The sequence below is a fragment of the Bradyrhizobium sp. CCBAU 53351 genome (genome assembly GCF_015291745.1).
In the GTDB taxonomy this organism is placed as follows: Bacteria; Pseudomonadota; Alphaproteobacteria; order Rhizobiales; family Xanthobacteraceae; genus Bradyrhizobium.
The window spans coordinates 5,690,329-5,715,572 of the sequence record NZ_CP030059.1 but is presented as its reverse complement, the minus strand read 5'-3'; the positions used below and the strand labels follow the sequence as shown (position 1 = coordinate 5,715,572).

The following is a 25,244-nucleotide window of genomic DNA, read 5'->3' as shown; positions in this document are numbered from 1 at the left end:
GCGAGAAAATCCAATGAATGTCAGCGAATTCGTTTGGCACCGGTTGTCCGAATGGGGATTGCGCCGGGTTTATGGATATCCGGGGGATGGAGTAGGAGGCCTAGACGTCGCCCTTGAAGGCGCGAAAGACAAGATCGACTACGTGCAGGTTCGGCACGAAGAGATGGCAGCCTTCATGGCCTCGGCCCACGCAAAGTTTACCGGGCAGGTTGGCCTCTGCTACGCGACCTCGGGACCCGGCGCAATTCACCTTCTCAACGGTCTATACGACGCCAAGATGGACCACGTTCCCGTGGTTGCGCTCTTTGGGCAGCAGGCGAGAAGCGCAATCGGGGCGAGCTATCAGCAGGAAGTCGATCTGCAGGTGCTGTTTCAGGACGTCGCCGAGTACGTCGCGCAGGCGAGCGTGCCCGAGCAGGTGCGTCATCTAATCGACCGGGCCGTACGCATTGCGCACAACAAGCGCGCCGTTACCTGCGTGATCCTACCGAAAGACGTTCAGGAACTGGATTACCAGGATCCGCCTCTCGCGCATGGCGCGACCCACACGGGTGTCGGATATGCGGAGCCTGCAAGGCGACCGGACGAGGATCTGGTGCGCGCCGCCGCCGAGGTCCTGAACAGCGGCAAGAAAGTCGCGATGCTGGTTGGCGCAGGCGCCTTGAACGCGACCGATGAAGTCATTGCGATGGCCGAACGCCTGCAGGCCGGGGTGGCCAAAGCCCTCCTTGGAAAGGCGGCCGTCCCGGACGAACTCCCCTTTGTAACCGGTTCGATCGGACTGCTCGGCACCAAGCCGAGCTGGGACCTCATGAAAAATTGCGATACCTTCCTGATGGTCGGTTCGGCGTTTCCCTACAGCGAGTTTCTGCCGAAGCCCGGCGCGGCGCGCGGCGTTCAGATCGATATCGACGGCGCCAGGTTGAGCCTGCGTTACCCCATGGAAGTCAACATCGTCGGGGACAGCTCTTTGGCGTTGCAGGCGCTGCTGCCGCATCTTCAGCAGAAGCAAAGGTCATCTTGGCGAGGTGACATCGAGCAAGGCGTGCAGGAATGGTGGCAGACGCTTGAAAAGCGCGCCATGGATTCGGCGGAGCCGCTCAATCCGCAACGCGTATTCTGGGAGCTCTCGCCCCGTCTCCCTGAGAACGCGATCATCACCGCGGATTCAGGCTCAGTGGCCAATTGGTATGCGCGCGATCTGAAGATGCGCCGGGGCATGAAAGCTTCGCTCTCCGGAGGTCTGGCTTCCCTGGGTGCCGGAACACCTTACGCCTTGGCAGGGAAGATGGCCTATCCGGACAGGACAGTCATCGCCTGCATGGGCGACGGTGCGATGCAGATGAACGGGCTGAACGTCCTCATCACAATCTCGAAATATTGGCGGGCCTGGTCAAATCCACGCCTGATCGTGCTCGTCCTCAACAACCGCGATCTCAATCAAGTCACGTGGGAGGAGCGGATTCAGCTCGGTGCGGGAAAGACGCTTTCTACCCAGAGCATCCCAGACTTTCCCTACCACCGCTACGCCGAGCTGATCGGCCTCAAGGGCATCTTTGTCGACAATCCGGACCGAGTCGGCGCTGCTTGGGATGAGGCATTATCGGCGGATTGTCCCGTGGTCCTTGAGGCGTACACCGATCCCAACGTTCCACCGCTGCCGCCCCACATCACGCTCAAGGACGCTAAGAATTTCGTCAGTATGCTTCCTTCGGAGCCGGAGCTCGGCAGCGTTCTGAAGAACAGCGCCAAGGTGCTGTTGACGAGCGTAATGCCCGGGAAGGAATGATGGTCGAGATCTCTGTCGAGGCAGTCAAGGCTCGTGCCTTCGAGATTCCAACCGATCGACCGGAGGCCGACGGGACGATGAGTTGGAATTCCACAACTTTGGTTCTGGTCGAAGTCGCGGCCGGCGCCAAGTCCGGGATTGGTTACACGTATTCTGACCACAGCATAGTTGCGCTCATCATGAGCAAGCTCGCCTCGATCGTCTGCGGGATGAATGCCCTCGCGCCCGAAACCGCCTGGATGGCGATGCAGCGCGCGGTTCGCAATCTGGGACGCGAAGGCCTCGCTGCGAATGCTATCTCGGCGGTCGATACGGCTCTCTATGACTTGAAGGCGCGGATCTGGGGTGTGCCCCTGGCTCAGCTGCTCGGAAGCTACCGAAGAAATGTCCCGATCTATGGAAGCGGAGGTTTCACGACTTACTCGGACACCGAATTGGCCGAACAGCTCGGCAAGTGGGTTGCCGACGCTGGGTGCACGAATGTCAAGATGAAAGTGGGCTCGGAGCCGGACCTCGATCCGCATCGCGTGCAAGTGGCAAGCCGCGCGATAGGCGAACGCGCCAATCTCTTCGTCGATGCAAACGGTGCTTACTCGGTGAAACAAGCGCTAGAGCTTGCGGATCTCTTCGAGCCTCACCGTGTCAAATGGTTTGAGGAGCCGGTGTCGTCGGACGACCTCGCGGGCTTGCATGCGGTTCGCGCCCGTGCCCCGGCAGGCATGGAGGTTGCTGCGGGTGAGTACGCTTACACCACAGACTATGTGCGGACGATGCTGGAAGCGTCGGCAGTCGACGTTCAGCAGGCCGATATCACCCGGTGCGGCGGCGTAACCGGGTTTCTGCAAATCGCCTCGCTTTGCGAGGCGCACCATATCGATCTGTCGGGCCATTGCGCGCCGGCTCTGCATCTCCACGCCGCCTGCGCTGTGTCGCGCCTACGGCATCTGGAATGGTTTCACGATCACGTTCGCATCGAACATATGCTTTTCGACGGCGCGCCGAAGCCACGTAATGGTGCGATCCAGCCCGACCTGTCGGTAGCGGGCAACGGCTTGATCTTCAAGGAAACGGATGCTGAGCGCTATGCGATCTAACCAGGTAAGAAAAGAGAAGGCGCGCGAGAGCTTCCAAGCTCCGGCCGTCGAAGCGATGCGGGCAAGACCGCTGCGGTTGTCGGTACCTCGCTCGCTCTCCCGCTCCGCGCAGCGCGAGGCCGAGACCGTTTCGGCAGCCCGGCGTCTGAATCGAGTCGCGGGCATGTTGGCCGCGTCCGTCCTTGCCGACAGCGCTCTCGAGCACTACCGTGGGTCATTCAAGAATAAGGCGATGTTCACCCCGCTGGTCGTTGCCGGGTTGACCTTGGCAATGAGCCTGCACGGCACGGCGGACCGGCGCCCGGTTGCACACAGAGCACGAGACGCGTCGTATCTTTCGGCGGCCGTCACCGGCCTGATTGGAACAGGCTTTCACATCTACAATGTGACGAAAAAAGTCGGCGGCCTGAGCTGGCAGAACGTATTCTACGGTGCTCCCCTCGGCGCGCCGATGGCTATTCTGCTCTCCGGGTTGTTGGGCTTTTGCTCGGAACGTGTACGCGCCAACGGGCGCCGGCGGTCTCGTCGGATCTTCAAGCTTCCCGCGGCTGAGACGGTCGCGACAGTATCAGCGCTGGGCCTCCTTGGAACCTCGGGAGAGGCGGGGTTGCTCCATTTTCGCGGAGCGTTTCACAACCCCTTCATGGCCGCTCCCGTGACCCTCCCGCCGATCGGCGCTGGCTTACTCGCCGGCGCGGTATTGAACGGTGGAAGGCGGATGCGCGGCCTTGCGCGATGGTGGATGCGGCTGCTTGCGTTGATGGGTTTTGCCGGCGTTGGCTTTCACGCCTATGGCGTCTCGCGAAACATGGGCGGCTGGCGCAATTGGAGCCAAAACATCCTCAACGGACCGCCTCTGCCGGCACCCCCAAGCTTCGCTGGGCTCGCAATGGCGGGGCTTGCTGCGCTCGAGTTGATCAGAGAGGCACGAGATGCTTGATCGGAAGGCCGAGCTTCACAATGCCTACCCCGGCTATGACGTGCTTGCGAAATGGCGGAGCCCATCCTGGAATGAGAAGACGCGGGAGGTGATCGCGGCTCGCTTGCAGGTGCCGGACAAGCCGCAATTCCTGACCCTGGTTGAGTTCGAAGTGCTCACCGCAATCGCCGATCGCATCGTGCCGCAACCTGCGTCGAGGTCGCCTGTTCCTGTGGCTGGCCTGCTCGATCAGAAGCTGCGAGCCGGCATCAAGGATGGCTATCGTACCGCGGGCCTGCCGGGCGACGGCGAAGCTTGGCGAAGGGGCCTCGCAGCCCTGAATGCGGAGGCGAGGGTCCTCCACAAGCGTTCCTTCGCAGCAATCGCTGACGCAGATCAAGACGATCTGCTAAGGCGCTGCGAGGCGGGCGAATTGAACGCGCCGGAATGGGCCGGTATGCCGCCGCAGACGTTCTTTAAGCAGCGACTCCTGCGCGACGTCGTCCTCGCCTACTATTCCCATCCGATCGCGTGGAGCGAGGTGGGGTGGGGCGGACCCGCCAGTCCGCGCGGTTACGTGCGCCTCGATTTCAATGATCGCGATCCCTGGGAGGCGGCCGAGGCCAAGCCGGGCCGGGAGGCTAACGCTCTAAGGATCAATCGCAATGTCCGGTGATCCCCGGCATAGTCCCCGCGCCCGCGAGGGCCGCGCACCGGACGTGTTCCGGCCCGGCGGTTGGGTCAGCATGAAGCAATACGCCGATCACGAAATGGTCGACTTCGTGATCGTCGGAACCGGGGCGGGCGGCGCGACGCTCGCCTGCAAACTAGCCGAATACGGCTTCTCTGTGATTGCCCTGGATGCCGGCCCTTACTTCCGGCCGCTTGAGGATTTCGCCTCCGACGAGTCCGAGCAAACCAAGCTTTACTGGACGGACGATCGTATCGTCGATGGCGACAATCCCCTGCAGCTCGGAAGCAACAACAGCGGCAAGGCCGTCGGAGGCTCGACGGTGCATTTCGCAATGGTATCGCTCCGGTTCCGGCCAGAATGGTTCAAAGCCAGGACCAAGCTTGGTTATGGTGCGGACTGGCCCCTCGATTGGCGCGAGATGTGGGCTTACTACACGGAGGTCGAGCAAGCCCTCAAGATCTCCGGCCCTGTCAACTACCCCTGGGGACCGCCGCGTCCGCGCTATCCTTATCGCGCCCATCCGCTCAATGCTGCTGCCCGCGCGCTCGCGCGCGGCTGCGAAGCCCTTGGTATTGGCTGGACCGAGACGCCGCTGGCAACCCTCTCTGCTCCGCGCGGCCTCGCACATCCTTGCGTCTATCGCGGCTTCTGCGTGACCGGTTGCTCGACGAATGCCAAGCAAAGCGCGCTCGTGACATGGATTCCGCGCGCTCTGTCCGCCGGCGCCGAGATCCGGGATCTCGCCATGGTCGGCCGGATCGAGACCGACGCGAATGGTCTCGCCGTCGGCGTTCACTATCACCGCCAGAACGAGTGGCGCTTTCAGAAGGCACGCAACGTGGTGGTGGCCGGCTACGCGATCGAAACACCGAGGCTCCTGCTGAATTCGGCGACCGACAAGTTTCCGGATGGCCTGGCAAACAGGTCCGGACTTGTCGGCAAGAATCTCATGGCACAGGCAAACCAGGCGGTGTGGGGCGAGATGGACGAGGAGGTCCGCTCGTACAAGGGACCTCCGTCCCTCGCCATCACCGAGCACTGGAATTACGAGGATGAGGGCAAGGATTTCTTTGGTGGCTACGCTTACATGAGCCAGGGCCCCCTTCCGCAGCTATGGGCCAACACGCAAGCGACGGCGCATGGTCTGTGGGGGACGCGACTGGTCGAGGCGATGAAGCGTTATAACCACGTCCTGGGCTTGAAGATCGTTGGGGAGATGCTGCCTCAGGAAAGCAACCGCGTCACGTTGGCCGACGAAGTCGATCAATACGGGCTGAGAATTCCGCGCGTGACCTACTCCTGGTGCGACAACGACAAGCGCCTGATCGATCACTCCGTCGCCTTCATGAGCCGGGCTCTGGGCGCGATCGGCGCCAAAGACTTATGGGTGCAGGAGGACGACACCTGTCATCTCAACGGTACGGCCCGGATGGGCGATCGGCCGGACAACAGCGTCGTCAATGCGGACTGCCGCAGCTGGGACATCCCTAATCTCTGGATTTGCGACGGCTCCGTGTTTCCGACCGTGGGCGGCGCGAATCCGTCCCTGACAATTCAGGCGATTGCTTGCCGCACGGCGGATCGAATTCGGGCTCTGTCCCGAGTGGGAGAGATCAGATTGAATTAGGAGGATACCGATGAGGCACAAGCTCCTCAACGACAGCGCGCAGCGAACCTTTGCAGTCATCCTCGACAGCGGCGACGAGGCGATGGAAAGCCTCAAGTCCTTTGCAGCGGCGCAGCGGATCTCCGCAGCCCAAATCACCGGCATCGGAGCCTTCAGCGGGCTTGTGCTGAAATACTTCGATTGGGAGAAAAAGACATACCTCGAGAATCGCGTAGACGAACAGGTGGAGGTCGCTTCGCTCGTCGGCGATATCGCGGTTTCGCCGTCGGGCGAACCTTCCGTGCACGTCCATCTCGTTGTCGGGCGGCGCGACGGCACCGCTCTCGCCGGCCACCTTGGATCGGCTCGGGTGCGCCCCACTCTCGAGGTGATCGTAACCGAAAATCCCGCCCATCTTCAGAAGGCGCACGATCCCGTGACGGGGCTGGCGTTGATCAAGCTGGAGCGATGACAATGCAGAGCATCGGTCGCACAATGTGGGCCATCCCGGAAGGCTATATCCCAAGCGACAGCGTCAGCGACGCGCACGATCTTGTGTCGCATGAGGCGGCGTGCTTCCTGAACACGGGCGATCGCGACGCAGACGTCCGGATTACGTTGTTCTTCGAGAACAGGGCTCCGGTCGGCCCCTACCGGGTGAAGGTGCCGGCCAAGCGCACTCTGCATCTCCGCTTCAATGATCTGACCGACCCCGCTCCGGTTCCGCGCGACACGAGTTACGCTTCAATTATCGAGGCGAGCGAGCCGGTGATCGTTCAGCATACCAGGCTCGACTCGCGCCAGCCAGCAATGGCGCTGCTGTCGACCATTGCCTACCCCGCCGTACCGGAGTGAGGAGATGTCCTAATGAATGGCGAAGCGAGCTTGCATGAGGGGCCGGTCCGTCCCCGTCCGGTTGTCGTGGTCACAGGAGCATCCGCTGGGGTTGGCCGGGCCATCGCCCATCGTTTCGGCCGCGCCGGTTACTCCATCGGTCTGATCGCCCGAGATGCGGAAGCCCTCGAGGATGTGCGGCGCGAGATCGAGGACGTCGGAGGACGGGCGGTTGTGATGCCTCTGGATGTGGCGGATGCCGGCGCCGTCTTTGCGGCCGCGGACCGCATCGCATCGACGCTGGGTCCGATCGACATCTGGATCAACGACGCGATGGTGACGGTGTTCTCTCCGGTTTGGCGCATGACGCCCGATGAATTCCGCCGTGTCACCGAGGTCACCTATCTCGGCTTCGTGCACGGAACGATGGCGGCCCTGCGCCACATGCGGCCCGCGAACAGGGGGACGATCATCCAGATCGGATCGGCGTTGGCCTACCGCGGCATTCCGCTCCAGTCGGCCTATTGTGGGGCCAAGCACGCCATTCGCGGTTTCACGGATTCGCTGCGAAGCGAGCTGAGGCACGAGCAGAGCAGGCTCAATTTGATGATGCTCCAGCTGCCGGCGGTCAACACGCCGCAATTCGATTGGGCGAGGGCGCATATGCCGCGGACGCCGAGGCCGGTGGCCCCCGTGGTCGAGCCCGAGGTCATCGCGAATAAAGTGTACGATGCAGCTCAAAGGCCGGCGAGGGAGCATTGGATCGGTTTCAGCACCCTAAAGGTTATTCTTGGCAATATGATCTTGCCGGGGCTGCTGGATCGCTATCTCGCACGAACCTGTATCAGTGGCCAACAGACGGATCGCCCGATCGATCCAAGTCGGCAGGACAACCTCGAGCAACCCGTACGCGGCCTTCATCGCACCAGGGGGAGCTTCGCTTCAGAGGCGGTCGATAGCGCCTTTGCCGGACCGGCAAGCATGCTGCGGCTTGCTCCGGTCATGGCGCTGTTAGGAACAGCTGCGTTGGCCGTGGCGGCAGGACGCGGCTCTCGAAGCCCGAGAACCGGATATCGTCGACGTCAACGCAACGCTCGACATGGGTGAGAGCTTCCTCGTGCCGACGAAGTTCATCGAGGATTATGGCCTGATCGGAGACGGTCAGACGGCTGCCCTCGTCCATCGCGACGGTTCGATCGAGTGGCTGTGTTGGCCGCGCTTCGATTCGGACGCCTGCCTTGCGGCTTTGCTCGGCACGGACGCGCATGGTTGTTGGAAGCTCGAGCCGGTTGAAGCCGGCACTTCACCGCGTCGCCGCTATCGCACGGATACGCTCATCCTCGAGACCGAGTTTGAACTGTCGACAGGTCGTGTCCGTCTGATCGATTTTATGCCGATTGAGAACAATGCCTCCACCTTGATGCGGATCGTTCAGGGCCTTGCGGGAAAGATCAAGTTGCGCAGCGAGCTGGATCTACGATTCGACTATGGATCCTTGAGACCTGCAGTTGAGATCGATCGACAACAGGCCGTCGCCTTCGTGGGACCGGATCTTGTCGTTCTGCATGCACCGGCACAGCTCTCTCAGCAGGGCTCCTGCATCGTATCGGAAGTGGAGGTGAGTGAAGGGGAGGAGATCGCATTTTGTCTCCGATACGGCAGCGCAACGGGTGCGCCGCCTCCGCCGCTTGCCGCCGCGGCAGCTCTGCGCAAGACGGAGGAATATTGGCTCAATTGGATTGCGAAGTTCTCGATCCAAACGCGGTGGCCCGAGGCCGTGAGGCGCTCCCTTCTGACACTCAAGGCGATGATCTTTCGCGCGACAGGCGGCATGATTGCCGCTCCGACCACGTCGCTCCCCGAGGCCCCGGCCGAGAATCTGAATTGGGACTACCGCTATTGCTGGCTGCGCGATGCGGCGTTCTCGGCGACGGCCCTGCTTGACGCCGGCTATCTCGATGAAGCTAAGGCGTTCCGCGATTGGCTTCTCCGCGCTGCGGGTGGCGAACCTGACAAGATCAGGATCATGTACCGGGTCGACGGCTCGCGTCGCTTGGAGGAATGGACCGCATCCTGGCTGCCGGGGTTCAGAGGCGCGAAGCCGGTGCGAATTGGAAACGCCGCCGCGGCGCAGCGACAGGTCGACATCTACGGCGAACTCCTGGATTGCGTGGCTGCCGCCGCGAAAGCGGGAGTAGCGCCGACCGAACGTGAAGCCGATCTGCTCGCTTCCGTAATCGCTCACGTCGAGCGGGTCTGGAATGAGCCGGGCCAGGGCGTGTGGGAAGTGAGAGGGGAGCCACAGCACTACACCTATTCTAAGGTCTCTGCCTGGGCCGCGGTGGATCGGTTCGTTCGCCGCCGTGATCTTCACCAGACGGCGGACGGCTCGTTCCTTGAGCGGATGACCGGACTGCGGAGCCGAATGCATGGTGAAATATGTGAGAAGGGATTTGCCCCCGGACGGGGGACGTTTGTGGAATACTACGGGTCTGATGGACTGGATCCGAGCTTGCTGAAGCTCCCTTTGGTGGGATTTTTGCCTGTCACGGACGAGCGCGTCGCAAGGACGATCGCCGCGATAGAACGCGAACTGGTCCACGAGGGTTACGTCCATCGTCGGTCGTCAAGCGCAATCCGTCAGGGTGCATTCCTTGCGTGCAGCGGATGGCTTACCGAATGCCAGCTCATGCAGGGAAGACGCGCAGAAGCTGAAAGGACCTTCGAGCATCTCTTGCGAGCCCGCAGTGACTTGGGACTTTTGGCCGAGGAGTTCAACGTCCGGGATCGACGGCTTGCTGGCAATTTTCCCCAGGGATTGAGCCATCTGGCGTTGGTCCGCGCCGCTCTTCGATTCGAGGACAAGGCCTCGAACCGGGGTGATGGACATGGAAAATAGTCGTACATGTTAAAGAGGAACCGCGGCGGTCCGACCGCGTAGTCTCCCCAGAGCCGGGAGCGGTTCCAGTCGGTCCCCGGGATTGCCGAGAAACACCACCAATGCTGGATGGTCAGGCGAAGAGCCCTCTTCCTCTGCGGTCGATTGCCCTTAAAGGCCTCGGGCCGACCGTGGCTGCATCGAACAAGCTGTTGCGTTGCATTCCAAACTCGGAGCTGACTGCGCTTCGCTCGATTGGGACAGACATCGAGCTGAAGCCCCGTCAGGTCCTTCATCATTGGCGGTTGCCGATGGAGCACGTCTATTTCCTCGCAAATGGGCTCGTGTCAGTCTCCGCCAAAGTCGAGTCCAGTCGCTTTGTCGAGGCGTGGTTGGTCGGCTCCGAGGGCATGATCGGGGCCCCTTCCGTGCTGGCGCCGGGCGATCCCACGCCGCCGCACCGCCGCGTCGTTCAGGTGGGCGGGACGGCGCTGCGAATTCCCGTGGCCGCTTTCCACGCAGCCCTTACCGACCTTGTGGTTCTTCGCGGCATGATCCTTCGTTACATCAACCTTGTCTTGTTTCAGACGGCGCAAGTGGGGGCCTGCAATTCGCTCCATTCGGTGAAGCAGCGACTTGCCCGCTGGCTTCTCGTTGCGGCAAACGCGATGGACTCCAGCGAATTGCCGATCACGCATGCCGTCTTAGCTCAATTGCTCGGGATTCGTCGTGCCAGTGTCAGTGAGTGCCTCGAAACATTCGAACAGGCTGGGATCATCCGCAACACACGGGCCGCCATAACTCTGGTCGACCGGGCTCAGCTGGAGCAGCTGGCGTGTTCGTGTTCTGGATTGATACAGCGCGAGTATGATCGGCAGATCGGCCGTTGCCTGAAAGAGTAAAGACCATATTGCTGGTTGGGCCTGACGAACCGCCACGGCAAGGGAGCTGGCTTGATGCCCATTCCTGCCAGCTGACGGCAACCACGACTTCCAAGAGAGAAAAAAGAAGTCTCAAATGGAAGAGCCGGCTTTCCTACCAACCACCGGCCTCAGTGTCGCTTTGCATGTACCGTCTGCGGGTCTCGAACTTGTCAGACGCCTTTCATCAGAACGGTGCGACCCCCTGCAGAACAACAGGAGGCCGCCCATTTTGAGAGAGCCTAGGAGCCCGTGCTACCATTCATAACGGGGCCGAACAACTCCCACGACTTACCATTGAACTTCATGAGTTGAAGTTGCTGAAGGGGGGCGAAATCGGACGCGCTGGTGCTGATTGTTATTCCGGGCAAAAGCAGGCCGGGATCGAAACTCTTGAGATTTGCTGCTTGCTTCATGACGTTCTTACGGGTGAGATCGTCTCCGCACGCCTTGAGCACGTGAACGAGCGTCCGCGACACCGCATATCCAACCGCCGCTCCGGCGTCCGTCTTGTCAGCTTCTGGCATGTACTTGTCGAGAAACGCAGCCCATGCCTTCGAGTCGGGTTGGTTCAACCATTTCGGATCGGTCTCGTCTTTCATGTAGGCCGCCGAAATCAGACCCTTGGCATTCTCCAGACCAGCTGGCTTGAGAACAGAGCCGACGGAGGCGCTCACATTGTTCAGAATAAATAAGGGGTCCCATTTTAGCTGGCGCACCTCTTTGATCGACTGCGCGGCGAATTTGGGTGTTGCGATCACAAAAAGCGTATCTGCACCGCTGGCTTTCAGATTGACGATATGTGACGAAATCGTCGGCTCAGACACCTCGTAGCTGTCCTTCGCAATGATCATGCCTGACTTATTTCCCAAACCGTCGCTTAGCCCCTTCAAGTAGTCCTTGCCGTAGTCATCGTTCTGATAGAGAACGGCGATCTTCGCGCCAGGCTTTTGCTGCATGATGTATCGAGCCTAGATGCGGGCCTCAGTCTGATAGCTCGGCTGCCAACCCATGGTCCAAGGGAAATGCTCAGGATCTGCCCATTTTGTTGCTCCCGTTGCTACGAAGAGTTGCGGATTTTGGTTCATGTAGTGTTGGATTGCGCTGTTCGTCGGCGTACCAAGTGAATTGAAGATCAGCAGTACGCCGTCGCTTTCAACCAGCTTGCGCGCCTGCTCAACCGTCTTTGGTGGGCTGTAGGAGTCGTCGTACGAGATAAAGTCGATTTTTCTGCCATTGATGCCACCCTCGTCGTTCACCTTGCGGAAATAGGCAGCTTCGACACGCCCGATAATTCCATAGGCAGAGGCTGGTCCGCTTTAGGGCATGATGTTGCCTATTTTAATCTCCGCGTCAGTCGCGCCCGTGTCGTAGTTCTTATCAGCCGCCTCGGCGAATCCCATCGAGGCGGCGAGGGAAATGAGCGCAACAAGTGCGCTGAAGCGCTTGGCGGTAGTAATCATCTGTTACACTCCTTTGGATGACCCCTGCATTTTGATGACGCAAGATCGCTAGGCCGCCCGGCAGTCCGACCCGCATGTCGCGAAAGCCAGCTGATTCTGGGCGGCCGCCGAGGCGGATGCTCCCCTACTGTTCGCGGAGATGCTGCTGCGGCGCCCAGTTGCATTGAACGAATTGAAATGGAGGTCGTTTGCTTCTCCAAAGGGAGATGTCGTTATGGTCCCGCACTGGCTCCACGCTCTCGCGCTCGGTTGTTTGGTCCTCGGATTTGCATGCACGATTTTCATCGCGATCGACACAATGCGCCATCCGCAGCGGATGTGGATCATGAATCTTGTCTGGCCGGTCAACGGTCTGTTCGGTACCGTACTGACCTTGTGGCTGTACTACAGGTTTGGGCGCCTCGCGGCACGCGATGCGACCAGGGGCAGCCCATCAAACGGAAAAAAGGCGACCCCGTTTCCAGTCATGGTCGCGAAAGGTGCCATGCACTGTGGAGCCGGATGTGCTCTGGGCGACATTATCGCTGAAAGTCTCGCGCTCGCGTTTCCAGTCATCGCGATTTTGGCTGGTTGGAAAACCCTGTTCTCAGAAAAAATGCTAGCGGTCTGGATCGTAGACTATCTCTTCGCTTTCTTGCTAGGCGTCGCCTTCCAATATTTCACCATCAAACCAATGCGCGACTTGTCGCCGATGGCGGGGATTGCTCAAGCAGTGAAGGCAGACACGTTGTCCCTGACCGCTTGGCAAGTCGGCATGTACGGCTTCATGGCGATTGCGCAGTTCATGATCTTCAGGAATGTCTTCAGTGTAAGGCTGGAGCCGTCAATGCGAGAGTTCTGGTTCATGATGCAGATCGCGATGATCGCGGGATTTCTCACGAGTTATCCTGTGAATTGGTACCTGATAGAAGCCGGCGTCAAGGAGCGAATGTAGGATTGGTGAACTCCGCGCACGTGTTACGGAGCGCAACCGAACTCTTCGCCGAAAGTTCGCCAACCGCTTTCTTGTGGTCTGCCGCAGCATATTCTCGCGATTACATTGGGGCTCCGAAAAATCAGGGCCTTTTTCGATGGCACTAGCTTTCATACGGTCCTTTTAGGCGGGGGTGTGCCAGGTGCTCATCGCTGATGGAAGGTGCAGCGGATACACGGCCTTGGGCTGCTCAGCACTGCCATGCTCGCTGCTATTTTCTTTCGAACGTTCCCGAAGGGCTGCGGAGTGCGCTCGGTATGCGTGAGGTCGAAGATCAGCCGCATATTTTCGGATTGTGGAGCGCCATTGCGGGCTTTCGGGCGTGGCGTCGATGAGGGGAGCGGCGTTTCTTGCTGGAGCATCGCCAGGCGGTGTAGCGAAGAACGCCGTTGGAGCGGGCGCATTGCCGGGGATGGTAGTCAACACGATGCTACATGAATCTGTCCAAGGCGATCCGAAAAGTTACGGGAGTGCCAGTTTGTCGTCCGACTTTTGGGGCCGCCCTAGCGTTCTCCAACACTGCTGGCGCGAGTCGGTGAGGGCATTGACAACATTACGGAAGCGCGGCCGGCCCGACGCACGTCCGCTGGCGTTGAGCGCCGGGCACCTTGTCGCGAGATCGGCGAGTTACCACCGATGATGCGCGCGGATTACACCGTGATGATGATGGCGATGAAATCTTGGAGCCCAGCCGTAGCTGTGACGCCATGGGTGTACGCGCCGGACCGTATATCCCCACGGCCTCGGAGCGGACCAGCCGTAGCTATAACGCCAAGGGCGCGGTCCCCAGGCGTATGGTCGCAGGCCCCAGCCGTATCCGCCCCAGTAAGGCGTATAGGTGTATGCTGGATAGTATCCGCCATATCCGTATGGGTGGTACGCATACCTGTAGCCGTAGTACGGCGGCTCATAATAGTAGGGGCCAGCAATGGCGGAGCTGATTACCGCTCCAGCAAGTAATCCCGCGCCGATCCCCCAGCCGCCACGCCAGCGCACCTGCGAGACATTGTCCTGCACCGCCGACGTGTGCTCCGGCGAGCGTGCCGCTGCCGAGAGCGCTGTCAATGGTGCGGCCTGCGTACCGCAGAGTGGAGAGATCGCGATCAAAACCGGTGAGAGAAAGGGCGAGTGTGAGTCTCCGCATCTGTGGCTCCTGTGATTTCAGAGTGCGGTCTCAACTTCAGCCTTCGATCTTGGTTTCTAGAGTCAAGGGCCGCGGACACTATGTCGCGCCGATCGCCCATGGCAGATTGGGGAGTGTACGACACCGTACCAACTACAATACCGCTCGCACGGTTTGAAGGTGTTCTTGATCAGGTGACCTGCTTACTCTCACGCTCCAAGAAGGCCTCGACATAGATCATGCGGACGGCAACAAGCAAAACGGCCATCAAAGGCGTGGCCACGATCAATCCGATCAGACCAAAAAGCGTCCCCAGAACCGTCTGGGAAAGTATCGTGAGTACCGGCGGAAGAGAGATCGTCCTCTTCTGAATCCAAGGTGCGATGACATTTCCCTCGATGAGCTGGATCGACAAGAACAATAGAGCGACCCATGCCGCTAAGGTAGGAGACCGAGCCAGAGCGACGAGGATCGCCGGTACGGCGCCAGCGAGCGCTCCGATGTAAGGCACGAAGTTCAGCAACCCAGCGAGCAGAGCCAATGAAAGCGCCAGTGGCGAGCCGATAAGGAAAAGACCCAAGCCAAGAAGAAGTCCCACGATCGCCATGTCGATTAATTGCCCGAGAAACCAAAGCCTGAGCGTAGAACCAAGCTCCCGAGCAACTTCCCGGCCGCGAGGCCGCCAAGTGACAGGAAGCAGACGCAACGCGCCTTCAAGGTACAATTGCGGCGATGCAGCCAGGAATATTGCCGTCGCCCCCACAACGACAAGAGTGCCGCCAATACCTAGAACCGAGCCGATGACACCCGGGACGTAGCCAGTCAGGCCGGCTCGCAGAGACTTTCCAGCTATTTGTAGCTGTTGAGCAAAGACCGAGCCCCATGAGCTATCTTCTAGCTCCCTCCATACTCTCTCCAACTGGGTTCTCAGTTGCTGGCCGATTTCGTCGGCTTGAGCGAATATAACGCTACCGCGCCACCAGAGCAGTGCACTGAGAAAGAGACAAGTGATGATAATGACGCAAAGCAGAGAAGTGTAATGATCCAGACGAAATGCGCGCTGCACCGCGTTGCTTGCTCCGCGCAAAACGCAAGCAATGACTACGGCGCTGAACATGAGCAAGAGAATGTCACGGAGCAACCAGATTGACGCGGCGAGAAAGAGGCCGATCGCGCTTACTCGGAGGGTGCGCTCAATATGTCGGACGTGAGCTGTCAATTTGCCTTGCATTGCTCTCCTTCACCGCATTGGTCACGGTCCAAACTCGACTTCTCTCTTGGTGCACAGGCGAGTAGTCGAAATATCCAGGAAAGCCGGCGCCACCCTCAGACTGAGCTGGCTACCGGTCTGGGCGTCGCTAGGCTTCATCATACTACTCCGTGGCTCCCTCACTTGTTCTTGCCGTGACGCAAAACTTGGAGCCCCAGGCCCGGCCGGGGGCCCAACTGAGCGTTGAAATGGCTGATTGGGTCATAAGGAGAACGCATGAGGCGTGTTCTAATCTCAGGCGTTGGGGTCGCAGGGCCGACCCTTGCCTATTGGCTGAGGGAGGCGGGCTTTGAACCAACACTCCTTGAGCGGGCACCTGCTCTGCGCAGCGGGGGCTATGTCATCGACTTCTGGGGGCTGGGCTTCACCATTGCCGAGCGGATGGGATTACTTGCGGAAATCAATCGCGACGGCTACCACGTCCAAGAGTTGAGGATCGTGGATGAAGCCGGCCATCGGCTGGCGGGCTTCCGTGCCGCCGTCTTCGCCGAATTGACAGGCGGACGATACATCACCCTTCAGCGCAGTCGCCTCTCGCATCTGCTGTATGAGCGGATCGACGGCGACGTTGAAGCCATTTTTGGAGACGAGATCACGCTCGTTGAAGAGAAGCTCGATTGCGTCGAGGTCCAGCTGAAGCATGGTGGCAAGCGCAGGTTCGATCTTCTCATTGGCGCCGACGGACTGCATTCGGCAGTGCGCAAGCTCGTCTTTGGACCAGAGAGGAAGTTCGAGCGCTATTTGGGCTATGTGGTGGCGGCCTTTGAGACTCGCGGTTATCGACCGCGCGACGAAGACGTCTATTTGATTCACGGCCAACCGGGACGGATGATCGGTCGCTTTACGCTGCGCGACGATCGAACCCTGTTTCTCCTCGTGTTCGCCGCCGATCGCACCACGTTGCCGGAAGCGCCAGAGGCGCAGAAGATGATCCTGGGAAGAATCTATGGCGAAGATGGCTGGGAGTGCGATCGGATGCTTGCCGAACTCGAGCGCGCCGGCGAGCTCTACTTCGACGCCGTCAGTCAGATACGGATGCCGAATTGGTCACGAGGGCGGGTGGCTCTCATCGGTGATGCAGCCTTCTGCGTATCGCTGCTGGCAGGCCAGGGGTCGGCGTTGGCGATGATTTCAGCCTATGTGTTGGCCGGCGAACTCGCTGCCGCCCGTGACCGATATACCGAGGCGTTTGCTCATTACGAGACCCTGATGCGGGGCTATATCGAACGAAAGCAGCGTAGCGCCCAACGCTTTGCCGGAGCGCTGGCGCCGCGAACGCCCTGGGGGATGATCTTTCGCAACCTCGTGGTCCGGAGTTTCTCCGTACCCGGGTTGGCAAGATTGGCAATCGGAAGAGACATTGCCGACAAGCTGGAACTCCCCAGCTATCGCTGGCCCGAGCACCAGATGCGCGCCCAACACAGAGATCCAACTAACAGCATTTAGAACTACAGCGGCCGCGCTGCGACCGAATTAGCCCGATTGGTCGTGAGGAACCGCTGTTCGGAGCCAGCAGTTGATGACGTTGTATCGTGAGCAATAGGAACGAGAACCCGCGAGCGTGTTCTTGGTCTGGCTGCCAAGACCCGACTGGGCTCTGAACTGATCTGACCTATTCCCTGAACTCAATCTTTCGAAGAAACACGGTACTATAGCGCACCGATCTTCTTTTTACGACAAGCAGCCAGCGTGCACGTTACTGGTTCGCAAGCACTTGGCGACGGGGCGGGGAAGGGAAGACGAGCATGAAGGTCGTGATCGGAATTGTCACGATCGCAGCTGCAGCCGTCTTGATCCTGATCGGACGCGCAAACCGCGCGGGTGGACAGCCGAAGTTTCGAAGCAGCGGTGGTCCTTTATCCGCCGGTCATCCTGTAGTTTCTCGGTCTTGGCCGAGGCGGCTTTGATCTCGAGTTTGCTCGCCGGATAGGCCGCCGATCGCTTGCCGCGCGGTGGCCGGGAGTCTTCTGCTGTTTTCGTACCTGACAATCGTGTTGCCATTGTTTGGTATGCGCTCTCTTGTGTGGAGCGAAGTGCTCCACGATCAAGTTCGGCGGATTCTCGGGAAGCTAACCAAGGTCCTAACTACCAGGAACGATCCCCTCCTCGGCCGGTTGCTCAGCGGCGGACATCGGCATTGCAGAGCGGCATCGATATGTCCGCCTCATCCAATTGGAACGAGCGAACAACCGAGAGGAGGATTTGCACTATGAAAGGTATGAAGAGCAGGTTTTTGGTCACGACAGCGATAGTGCTCGCCAGCATAGGCCTTGCCTCTGCGCAGGGGGTGAGCGGAGGTGGGGCGGGGAGCGGAACGGTTGAAAATGGAATGTCGGATGGCCATTCCGGTGGGACGGGCAGCGGCGCTTCCGGCCGGGAGGGCGTTTCCCACCATGAAGGAATGACACAAGGCCGAGGATCAGAATCTCGCGAGACTGGGCGGGCCGAAGCCCCCTCCAAAGGAAGCAGCGAGGCCAGTCGGGCGCTGAGCCAGCAGTCCGGCTCGCATGAGCAGGGCCACGCCGAAGGCTCGCGGGAGAGCAGCAAAGGGCAGACGGCGGACCGCGACAATACGCGCCACTCAGGGGACTTGAGCAAGGAGCATGAAGACAGCAAGGAGGAGCGGGATAGGAGTAAGGACCGTGCCCAGGCGCACGGCCAAAAGGAGAAGGATCAAGCAGCCGGTCAGACCAAGTCCGATCGTGACAGTCAGCAGCGGGCGGACGACCGTACGCAGGAGAAGGGCAAGAGTGACGCTAAGGCTGATAACAAGACAAACAACCAGCAGAGCGGATCCGGCCAAACTGCACAGGAGCAGAATTCGAGCTCGGGCAGCCAGAACGCGGCACAGGGCGGCAGCGACGCGCAGGGTCAGGCCCAACGGGCCACCGCGAGCACTCAGACCCAGAGTGGCAAGCAGGTGACGGCGGAGCAGCGCACGACGCTGCAACACTCGGTCCTGCAGACCAGCAAGGCTCCGCGCGTCAATGCGAACTCGATCAATTTCCAAGTTCGCACCGGCATCGCAGTTCCGTCCAGCGTGACGATCGCCTCGGTCTCGACCTATCCGGCGCTGATCGATGTTTTCCCCGCATATCGCGACGATAGCTTCTTCGTCGTGGAGGACGAGGTCGTGATTGTTGACCGTGATCGTCGTATCGTCGATGTGGTGCCGGTCGGTCCTAATGCCCGCTTCGCCGGCGGTGCCAGCCATGGTGGAGGCGCGAGCAGCGGCAGCAGCACCGCAACCGCCGTTGACCTCCCGCCCGATGACATCCGCGTCATCCAGCGCGTGTTGATCGACCGCGGCATTCTGCATGGCGAAGCCGACGGCATTTGGGGTCCCGAGACGCGCGAGGCAGTCACCGTCTATCAGCGACAGCATGGAATTGCTGTGACGGGCAACATCGATATGCGTACGGTATCGTCGCTTGGCGTCTCCAGCCGGCTGAGCCAGCAGGCCAGCCAAACCATCCAGTCACAATCCACGTCGGCCGGTACCCAGAGCTCGGCTGCGACGCAGACCCCGACCGGCAATCAGGCCGCCACTGCTCAGACCCAGACAGGTCAACCGTCGAACCAGCAAAATGCCGGCAACGCTCAGAAGACGCAGCCGTCGAACGAGCAGAACGCGGTCGGGCAGGCACCGAGCCAGAATCCCGGCCAGGCGCAGAACCAACCGTCTTTGACGACAGGACAAAGCTCGCCCGGTCAGTCGAATACGACTGGTCAGGCTAATCAGCGGCCGCGGAGCGGAAGCTCGTCGACAGCTAATCAGCCGAGCGCGAACCAAACTGCGCCGGCGAGCAGCTCGACAGACTCGGGTTCGAACAAGAAGTAGGCGGAAAGTACGCGCGGGGCCCCGCTTCGGCTAGGCCCCGCCTGCGTCCGGTAGACTTCCGGATGAGGTGCGCCATGGAATAGGGGAAAGCCGGCATTTCATTTTAAGAATCCGGTCACGAGCTTTCCTCGATCGCCTAGTACCGGAGGCTGAACAGCCGAGATCTTGCGGAACCTCATGCTTTTGAAGTGGAACTGGCCGGTCTCGAAATGGCTGCAGCGGACCCCGCGGCGCGGCGAAGCTCCTCAAGGCTCTTCTTTGAGAGTTCTCAACCTTCTGCTCGCCTCTCCTGGTCAGCTTGAGGTGCACGCGTCGAGTATCCTCGGGATCTGCGACACGGCTGACGCTTCTTCCGCAAGCTCTCGGTGGCCAAGAGCCTCAGAGTGCACGTCGTGCACACGCTGGCACTAGTCAATCTGCCCACCGCGGCGACGCACCCGTGCTAGGCACAAGGGGAAAAGCGCACGCGCGAGATCGGGTTTCGGTGAAGGCAGACACGCTCTCGCTCAACACTTGGCAGGTCGGCATGTACCGACGATCGCGCAGTTTGCGACTTTCCGGCCCATCTTCGGCGTCAAGCTTGGACCGTCAATGCCGAAATTCTGGTTCATGATGCAGATCGCGATGATTGCCAGGTTCTTCACAAGCTATCCGGTGTAACGGGTGACTCGTTGAATCCGGCATGAAGGAGTGAAGAATGAGCGGTGGCGTACAAAGGATGAGTGCTGCAAGGCAAACGTTCCCGAACCTAGACACGGCTTTGGACGTTTCAAAGATCTCAAAGGACCTGTCTCGTATTCTGGCCGTTTCCGACAATCAATTTTCTCTATGAACGGAGTCTCTGATGGCGCCTTCGGTAAGCTACGTCGGGTTGCCGCGCCTCGTCGCGCTGGGGCGCCGCAAAGGGTTTGTCACGGACAAGGACCTGAAAGCGGTTCTGCCTGTTGGGGAGATGACCGAGGAGCAAGTGGCAAGCGTCGTATCGCGCCTGGAGGAGCTCGGGTTACCCGTCGAGCTCGATCCTCCATTTGAACCTGCCCGATCATTGCACGAGCCAATGCCGCCCGATCTTGACAATGCAACGGCATTGGCAAACATGCCTGCTCAAGGTGGTCCTGCGCCGGCCCACCATTCACTTGCCGGAAGTCCAATCGTCCCCGATCTCGCGACTGATTGGCAAGCCAACATTGCCGTAATACTGGCTGGAGCTGTCAGCTGTGGCGCCTTCATGGTCGCGGCTGCAGCCTGGAATTGGTAACGCGAGCGGTGGTTGAGGTCATCCGGCCGCGCGATCTATTGCCGATAGATCTCGGAGCAATGATGACCCGGGCCTGAATTCTATGATGAGGGGGATGCTCGGGCATCTTGCTCGGGGGGAACAGGGCCTTTGGCGGGTTGCTCGCATTCTATAAACCTTAAAGCGACGACAATCGTCTCGACATTATTCGCCCATTTTCACGGATGACCATGTTGATCTCGCTGGCGGATGTTCTGTCTCGGAGTTCGGGATGCTCGCCTAGCCCAAAGCGGCATTCTTCTCGCGCGTTTACCTATTACCGACGAAATGAACTGTTTTCCCGAGTTCCGTACGGGGGCTCGCGCCTCGGTAACGTCGATCAGGTTCTTTCTCGCCAGGCACGCGTCGCACGCTCTGGTTAGACGGATTCGAGGACCGCAAGTCATCTCGGACTATCCGCGACGCTTGTCGGTCTGCGGTCGTCCTCACAAGCCGCCGCAGCAGAAGAGTGTGCGTGATGCTTGTTGCGAGCGCCGTAAGACCGGCAACGACGAGCATCGCAGTTGCCACGCGATCGGCAATGCCAAACATCCAGGGGGATGTGATTGAGCCTGCTGCGAACACAGCGACGATGTACAACTCCCACGTCTCGAAAGCGATGAGGGTCGCAATCGAGGAGACAGCAATAATCGCGCCAAAAACAACCGCGGTCTGGGTAGGCAGATTTGGCACTACGGCCCCAAAGCCGAGAACCCAGGGAGACATAAAGAGTCCCGCGCCTATCAGCAGCGTAGCGATGTCGCAATACGTCCCGAGTCATCTCATTTGGTCCTCCGTCGCTCGGTCCAGGGATTACGATCAGCCAGCTGAGGCGCGGTGTTCTGACGCAGCTCCGGCTGGAGGCCACTGGATCTTGTACAATCTCGCAGTCTCGATCAGGCCAGTTCGAGGCGACTTGAGCGAGCTCCAAGTCTCATCCGTCCCGGATCATTTTGATCAACTCGCAATGCGGCGCGATCGATGAACGCACGGGCAGGACTTTGTACGATAATGTACGCACCCTGTGATTGCTCAGCCACCGAAGCGATCGCGAGCAGGTTTCAGCCGGCGCTCAGCCGCAGGCTGCGTAGCTGGGCGAGAGAGAAGCACGCCGAAAACTGGATGGCAAAAAGGTTATCGGGCAGTTCACGCCGTCTTCTGGGTCCTCCGAACAGGAGCACCCTGGCGTGATCCGCCGACGGTGTTTGGCCGATACACCACTTGCTACAATCGCTTCGTCAAGTGGCGGCGGGGCCGGTGTTTGGGGCCGCATCTAGAAGCGCTTTCCACTGCGCGTGATGCCGCCATTGTCCGCGTGCATCAGCACGGAGCCTGCATCACAAGGAACCAACGTCAATCGATGGGAAGGTCCCGCGGCGGCTTGACGAGCAAAATCCATGCGGTGGTCGATGACAATGGTCTGCCGGTACGGCTGGCGCTGAGCCCCGGTGAAGCCCATGACGTTCGACTCGCCGAAAAAAATTGCTGTTTCTTCTGAAACCCGGGTCAATGCTGCTTGCCGACCTATGACGCCGACTGGATCAGGGAGCTTGCCATGAAGAAGGGCGCATGGGCGAACATGCCGCCGAAAAGCAATCGCCGCGATCCGATCTGCTTCAGCCCCTATGTCTATCGTGCCCGCAACCACGTCGAGACGTTCTTCAACAGGATCAAACACTGTCGTCGTGTGGCGACGCGCTACGATAGGCTCGCCGCCAACTACCTCGCATTCGTTCAATTCGCGTCAATCAGGCTTTGGCTGCGCCTCAATGAATCTGCGCCCTAGTAGCTCCAGCTCGCAATTTGTCCGCCAATTTTGCCGAGCGCTAATTGGCAGTGCCGAAGCTCATTGCTGGAGAGGAGTTGTGGCGACCCGTTCGGACTGAGGCCCGCGGCTGCCGGGCGACATCATCGTTCGGATCGGGCGGAATCGTAACCTCAAAAAGGCTTCATCGTCATATTCTCAGGTGAGGAGCTTGTCCAATGTGATCGGGAAGCGCCGCACGCGTGTACCGGTTGCGTGATAGACCGCATTCGCGATTGCCGCGGAGACGCCGACGACCCCGATCTCGCCGAGGCCCCGAGCTTGTTGATACGCTCGTCTTGCTCCTCCACGCAGATCACGTCGATGTCGTGGATGTCGGCATTCACCGGGATATGGTACTCGGCAATATTGGCGTTCATGATCCGCCCGAAGCGGTGATCCATCACGGTTTCTTCGTGCAGGGCCATTCCTATACCCCAGACCACGCCGCCCATGATTTGGCTACGGCCGGTCTTGGTGTTGAGGATGCGACCGGCGGCGACAGCGTTCACCACCCGCGTGACACGGACGACGCCGAGCTCCTCGTCGACCTTGACCTCGGCGAAGACGGCGGAATGGGTGTTGCGCGCGTGGGCCTTGTCCTCCGGGAAATGGTTGAGCTTTTCCTTCTCGATCCGCTCCAGCGAGCCGGATCGCATTGCGTCGGCGATCGAGACCGTGCGGCCTTCGTCAACGCTATGGGCGATCATGCCCCCACCGAGGACCATATCGGCGGAGTGCAGGCCGGCGAGCGGAGAGCCCGGCATTGCGCCGGCAAGATGCGCGAGCTCCTGGCGAATGTCCTCGGCCGCTGCCAGCACGGCGTGCGCGCTCGATGCAGCCATCCAGGAGCCGCCCTCGACGGGAGCTTGCGGCAGGCTGGAGTCGGCGAGCTTGACCGTGATGTTGTCCATGGGCAGCCCCAGCGAATCGGCAGCCACCTGCGCCACGATGGTGTAGGTGCCGGTGCCGATATCCGAAGCCGCGCAGGATACTCGACCTCGACGTAGGAGTGGCTGATGATCTTCCCATTACGGCTGTAGAGCGCGACGCGACCACGCCGGATCTCCGCGACCATGCGAAAACCATCGAACTTATCCTCGAAGATCCAGTCGGGGTCGTCGAATGGTGAATCGGTCAGCGTGGCCAGCATGGGCCGCAGGCGACGAGGCAGGGTCGATTTTCGGGCCATGGCAGGGGCTCTCTACAGGGCCGGCAAAAGCCGAAACGAGGAGGATGGAAGGCGAACCCGCGCGCTGTCGCCGCCCACACCGGTCCCCCGGCTCGGACCACGCCCAGCACCCCTGATTTGAATGGGGGCCCGTTTCCGCCGACGAGAGCACCTGCCGCTTGAGGCCGGCTCGGAAGCGATCGACAAGGACGCAGGGCGTCCGGAGCCCGTCAGCTCGACGACCGCGGACGGCCCGAGCTCGATCAGGGTCGCGAGCGGCATCCGTTCGAGGTCCAATCCGGCGGTGGTGACGTTCTCGCCGAAGTCGCCCGGGCCGACGTCGAAACCAGCTTCGAGCAGAGACGGGAACAGTTCGGATGGGATCAGGTGAACCTGCCGGAGATTGGGCAAGCGGGGCCGGGGCGTGCCAAATAGCGGTGCCGGACGAACGGGCCGGCGTGGGCGTCGCCTTCGACGCCGTGGCCTTCCACCAGGATTATGCGCTCTTGAGTTGGTTTGCTGAAGTGGTGCCCGTGGTCGGCAGCGACCGCCGCCACCCTTCCCTGCAGCGAGAAAATTTGCTTCTGCTGCATCAGGCGGCGCGGGGGAGCGAGCGCCGCTTCTGGCGAAGGTAACGCGTGATTTCCGCAAGCGTCATCACGTTCAGGACGCGGTCGGCAGGGACACCGCCCTTGCGGGCCATCAGGACGCCCCAGTGCATGTGGTCGAGTTCGGGGATCGAGTGCGCGTCCGGATTGATGCTCATCATGCAACCGAAATCGAGGGCCTCCTTGTGCCAGCGCCAGTCGAGAGGCTGGGATGACTGCCCGCTTTTTGAAGCTTGGTGATGATGTCGGCTATCGCGTCGCCGACCCCCGGGATCTCCGTAAGCCGGTCTTCGGCGATGAGCACTAGGGCCGCCAGGCTGTCGGCGGCCCGAGAGTAGGCTTTCGCCCGGTAGGGATTGCCGCCACGCAAGGCGGTGCGCTGCGCGTACTCTCGCAGAAGACTTGCCACACAGCGCGCGTCGAGCGAAGGCATTCAGCCAGCCTCCCGGTCCGAACTTCGCGGCGCCGCCGGAGTAAGGCGACCGCCGGGGCGGTCGCTTGACTGGCCATCGAGAGAGCTCTCCAGCTTCCGGGCCGCGCGAAAATCCTCGAGGTGCTGCGTGTTCGGGCTGTAAGCCGCCTCCTTCTTGAGGAGATTGTAGATCCGGCCAGCCACCAGTTGCAGATGCTTCATCTTGCCCCGCGGCATGGATCTCGCTTTGCAGAGAGCTCGGACGGCATAGGCGCGAAAGTAGTCAAATGCGTCTGACATGTGTGTAAAACGCAGACGACCACCGTTAGTTCTTCGCCTTCGAAGGTGAAGGGCTGGGTCGGCTGCGTTCGAAGTACTCAGGCATCCGAAGCGACGCCGGACTGGCGCTAGGCTAGAAAGCGGTAATGGAAGTTGGCCCCCCGGTCGTCGGACCACCCCTTCGATGAGTGGAAGCGTACCAAGGCACCGGCTCTGCAGCCGGGGCCCCAATATGCCGATCGTTCCACGAATTCGAGCGTCCTATTTCTATCCGCCAACGTCAGGCGGGA

Annotated in this window: 20 protein-coding genes and 4 pseudogenes; 15 read left to right on the top strand and 9 right to left on the bottom strand. The window is 60.4% G+C overall.

The window, feature by feature from the left end:
- Window positions 1-13 precede the first annotated feature (13 nt).
- From XH83_RS27165 to XH83_RS27120, 10 genes are all read left to right on the top strand, one after another.
- A complete protein-coding gene (locus XH83_RS27165; protein WP_194403732.1) occupies window positions 14-1,789 on the top strand; it encodes a thiamine pyrophosphate-requiring protein in 1,776 nt (591 codons plus the stop codon).
- Window positions 1,786-2,883 carry an enolase C-terminal domain-like protein gene (locus tag XH83_RS27160; protein WP_194403731.1) on the top strand — a complete coding sequence of 366 codons (1,098 nt, stop codon included), beginning with the start codon at window positions 1,786-1,788 and terminating at the stop codon, window positions 2,881-2,883. The genes XH83_RS27165 and XH83_RS27160 overlap by 4 nt, the downstream gene beginning before the upstream one ends.
- Entirely contained in the window at window positions 2,861-3,823 is a 963-nt protein-coding gene (locus tag XH83_RS27155) for a hypothetical protein (protein WP_246776334.1), read from the top strand. The genes XH83_RS27160 and XH83_RS27155 overlap by 23 nt, the downstream gene beginning before the upstream one ends.
- The gene (locus XH83_RS27150; RefSeq protein ID WP_194403730.1) at window positions 3,816-4,478 is read left to right on the top strand and encodes a gluconate 2-dehydrogenase subunit 3 family protein; all 663 of its coding nucleotides are present in this window, start codon (window positions 3,816-3,818) and stop codon (window positions 4,476-4,478) included. Before XH83_RS27155 ends, XH83_RS27150 begins: the two co-directional genes overlap by 8 nt.
- Window positions 4,468-6,123 (top strand): GMC family oxidoreductase, encoded by a 1,656-nt coding sequence (locus tag XH83_RS27145; protein ID WP_194403729.1) that lies wholly within the window; start codon window positions 4,468-4,470, stop codon window positions 6,121-6,123. Before XH83_RS27150 ends, XH83_RS27145 begins: the two co-directional genes overlap by 11 nt.
- Before the next feature lie 10 nt (window positions 6,124-6,133).
- Window positions 6,134-6,574, top strand: a complete 441-nt coding sequence (locus tag XH83_RS27140; RefSeq protein ID WP_194403728.1) for a PPC domain-containing DNA-binding protein — start codon at window positions 6,134-6,136, stop codon at window positions 6,572-6,574.
- A gap of 2 nt (window positions 6,575-6,576) precedes the next feature.
- Complete coding sequence (locus XH83_RS27135) at window positions 6,577-6,957, top strand: sensory rhodopsin transducer (RefSeq protein WP_371746159.1); 381 nt, start codon at window positions 6,577-6,579, stop codon at window positions 6,955-6,957.
- A gap of 12 nt (window positions 6,958-6,969) precedes the next feature.
- Window positions 6,970-8,043, top strand: coding sequence for an SDR family oxidoreductase (locus XH83_RS27130; RefSeq protein ID WP_194403726.1), 1,074 nt, complete (start codon window positions 6,970-6,972; stop codon window positions 8,041-8,043).
- Window positions 8,036-9,835 (top strand): glycoside hydrolase family 15 protein, encoded by a 1,800-nt coding sequence (locus XH83_RS27125; RefSeq protein WP_194403725.1) that lies wholly within the window; start codon window positions 8,036-8,038, stop codon window positions 9,833-9,835. Before XH83_RS27130 ends, XH83_RS27125 begins: the two co-directional genes overlap by 8 nt.
- Window positions 9,836-9,936: 101 nt before the next feature.
- Window positions 9,937-10,716, top strand: a complete 780-nt coding sequence (locus tag XH83_RS27120; protein WP_194403724.1) for a Crp/Fnr family transcriptional regulator — start codon at window positions 9,937-9,939, stop codon at window positions 10,714-10,716.
- Window positions 10,717-10,976: 260 nt separating this feature from the next.
- Here XH83_RS27120 and XH83_RS27115 read toward each other — a convergent pair.
- A pseudogene (locus tag XH83_RS27115) lies at window positions 10,977-12,197 on the bottom strand (ABC transporter substrate-binding protein).
- 214 nt (window positions 12,198-12,411) lie between these two features.
- Between XH83_RS27115 and XH83_RS27110 the strand changes: the two are divergent.
- Window positions 12,412-13,131: a DUF4396 domain-containing protein gene (locus XH83_RS27110; protein WP_194403723.1), complete on the top strand. Its 720-nt coding sequence runs from the start codon at window positions 12,412-12,414 to the stop codon at window positions 13,129-13,131.
- 1,352 nt (window positions 13,132-14,483) lie between these two features.
- Here the strand turns inward: XH83_RS27110 and XH83_RS27105 are convergent.
- A complete protein-coding gene (locus tag XH83_RS27105; protein ID WP_194403722.1) occupies window positions 14,484-15,524 on the bottom strand; it encodes an AI-2E family transporter in 1,041 nt (346 codons plus the stop codon).
- A 255-nt stretch (window positions 15,525-15,779) separates the two neighbouring features.
- Here XH83_RS27105 and XH83_RS27100 point away from each other — a divergent pair, with 255 nt between their 5' ends.
- The 3 genes from XH83_RS27100 (at window position 15,780) to XH83_RS27090 (ending at window position 20,662) form a co-directional block, all read left to right on the top strand.
- Window positions 15,780-17,009 carry an FAD-binding domain gene (locus XH83_RS27100; protein ID WP_194403721.1) on the top strand — a complete coding sequence of 410 codons (1,230 nt, stop codon included), beginning with the start codon at window positions 15,780-15,782 and terminating at the stop codon, window positions 17,007-17,009.
- 883 nt (window positions 17,010-17,892) lie between these two features.
- Entirely contained in the window at window positions 17,893-19,404 is a 1,512-nt protein-coding gene (locus tag XH83_RS27095) for a peptidoglycan-binding protein (protein ID WP_246776332.1), read from the top strand.
- A gap of 844 nt (window positions 19,405-20,248) precedes the next feature.
- Window positions 20,249-20,662, top strand: a complete 414-nt coding sequence (locus tag XH83_RS27090; RefSeq protein ID WP_194403720.1) for an RNA polymerase sigma factor region1.1 domain-containing protein — start codon at window positions 20,249-20,251, stop codon at window positions 20,660-20,662.
- 288 nt (window positions 20,663-20,950) lie between these two features.
- On the opposite strand, the gene XH83_RS40425 is transcribed toward XH83_RS27090, so the two are convergent.
- On the bottom strand, window positions 20,951-21,406 hold the full coding sequence (locus XH83_RS40425) for a hypothetical protein (protein ID WP_371746158.1): 456 nt from the start codon (window positions 21,404-21,406) through the stop codon (window positions 20,951-20,953).
- Between the two features lie 427 nt (window positions 21,407-21,833).
- On the opposite strand from XH83_RS40425, the pseudogene XH83_RS27085 reads away from it, so the two are divergent.
- Window positions 21,834-22,466 (top strand): annotated as a pseudogene (locus XH83_RS27085) (IS5 family transposase); the annotation flags it as partial.
- Between the two features lie 177 nt (window positions 22,467-22,643).
- On the opposite strand, the pseudogene XH83_RS27080 reads toward XH83_RS27085, so the two are convergent.
- The 6 genes and pseudogenes from XH83_RS27080 to XH83_RS27060 all read right to left on the bottom strand — a co-directional run.
- Window positions 22,644-23,479 (bottom strand): annotated as a pseudogene (locus XH83_RS27080) (xanthine dehydrogenase family protein molybdopterin-binding subunit); the annotation flags it as partial.
- A gap of 2 nt (window positions 23,480-23,481) precedes the next feature.
- Window positions 23,482-23,676 (bottom strand): annotated as a pseudogene (locus XH83_RS39785) (DNA ligase); the annotation flags it as partial.
- A 362-nt stretch (window positions 23,677-24,038) separates the two neighbouring features.
- Window positions 24,039-24,248, bottom strand: a complete 210-nt coding sequence (locus tag XH83_RS40420) for a hypothetical protein (RefSeq protein WP_371746157.1) — start codon at window positions 24,246-24,248, stop codon at window positions 24,039-24,041.
- Window positions 24,248-24,424, bottom strand: a complete 177-nt coding sequence (locus XH83_RS27070) for a hypothetical protein (protein ID WP_371746156.1) — start codon at window positions 24,422-24,424, stop codon at window positions 24,248-24,250. Before XH83_RS27070 ends, XH83_RS40420 begins: the two co-directional genes overlap by 1 nt.
- Window positions 24,421-24,696 (bottom strand): helix-hairpin-helix domain-containing protein, encoded by a 276-nt coding sequence (locus tag XH83_RS27065; RefSeq protein ID WP_194403719.1) that lies wholly within the window; start codon window positions 24,694-24,696, stop codon window positions 24,421-24,423. Before XH83_RS27065 ends, XH83_RS27070 begins: the two co-directional genes overlap by 4 nt.
- The gene (locus XH83_RS27060; protein WP_246776331.1) at window positions 24,697-24,897 is read right to left on the bottom strand and encodes a hypothetical protein; all 201 of its coding nucleotides are present in this window, start codon (window positions 24,895-24,897) and stop codon (window positions 24,697-24,699) included.
- Window positions 24,898-25,244: the final 347 nt, after the last annotated feature.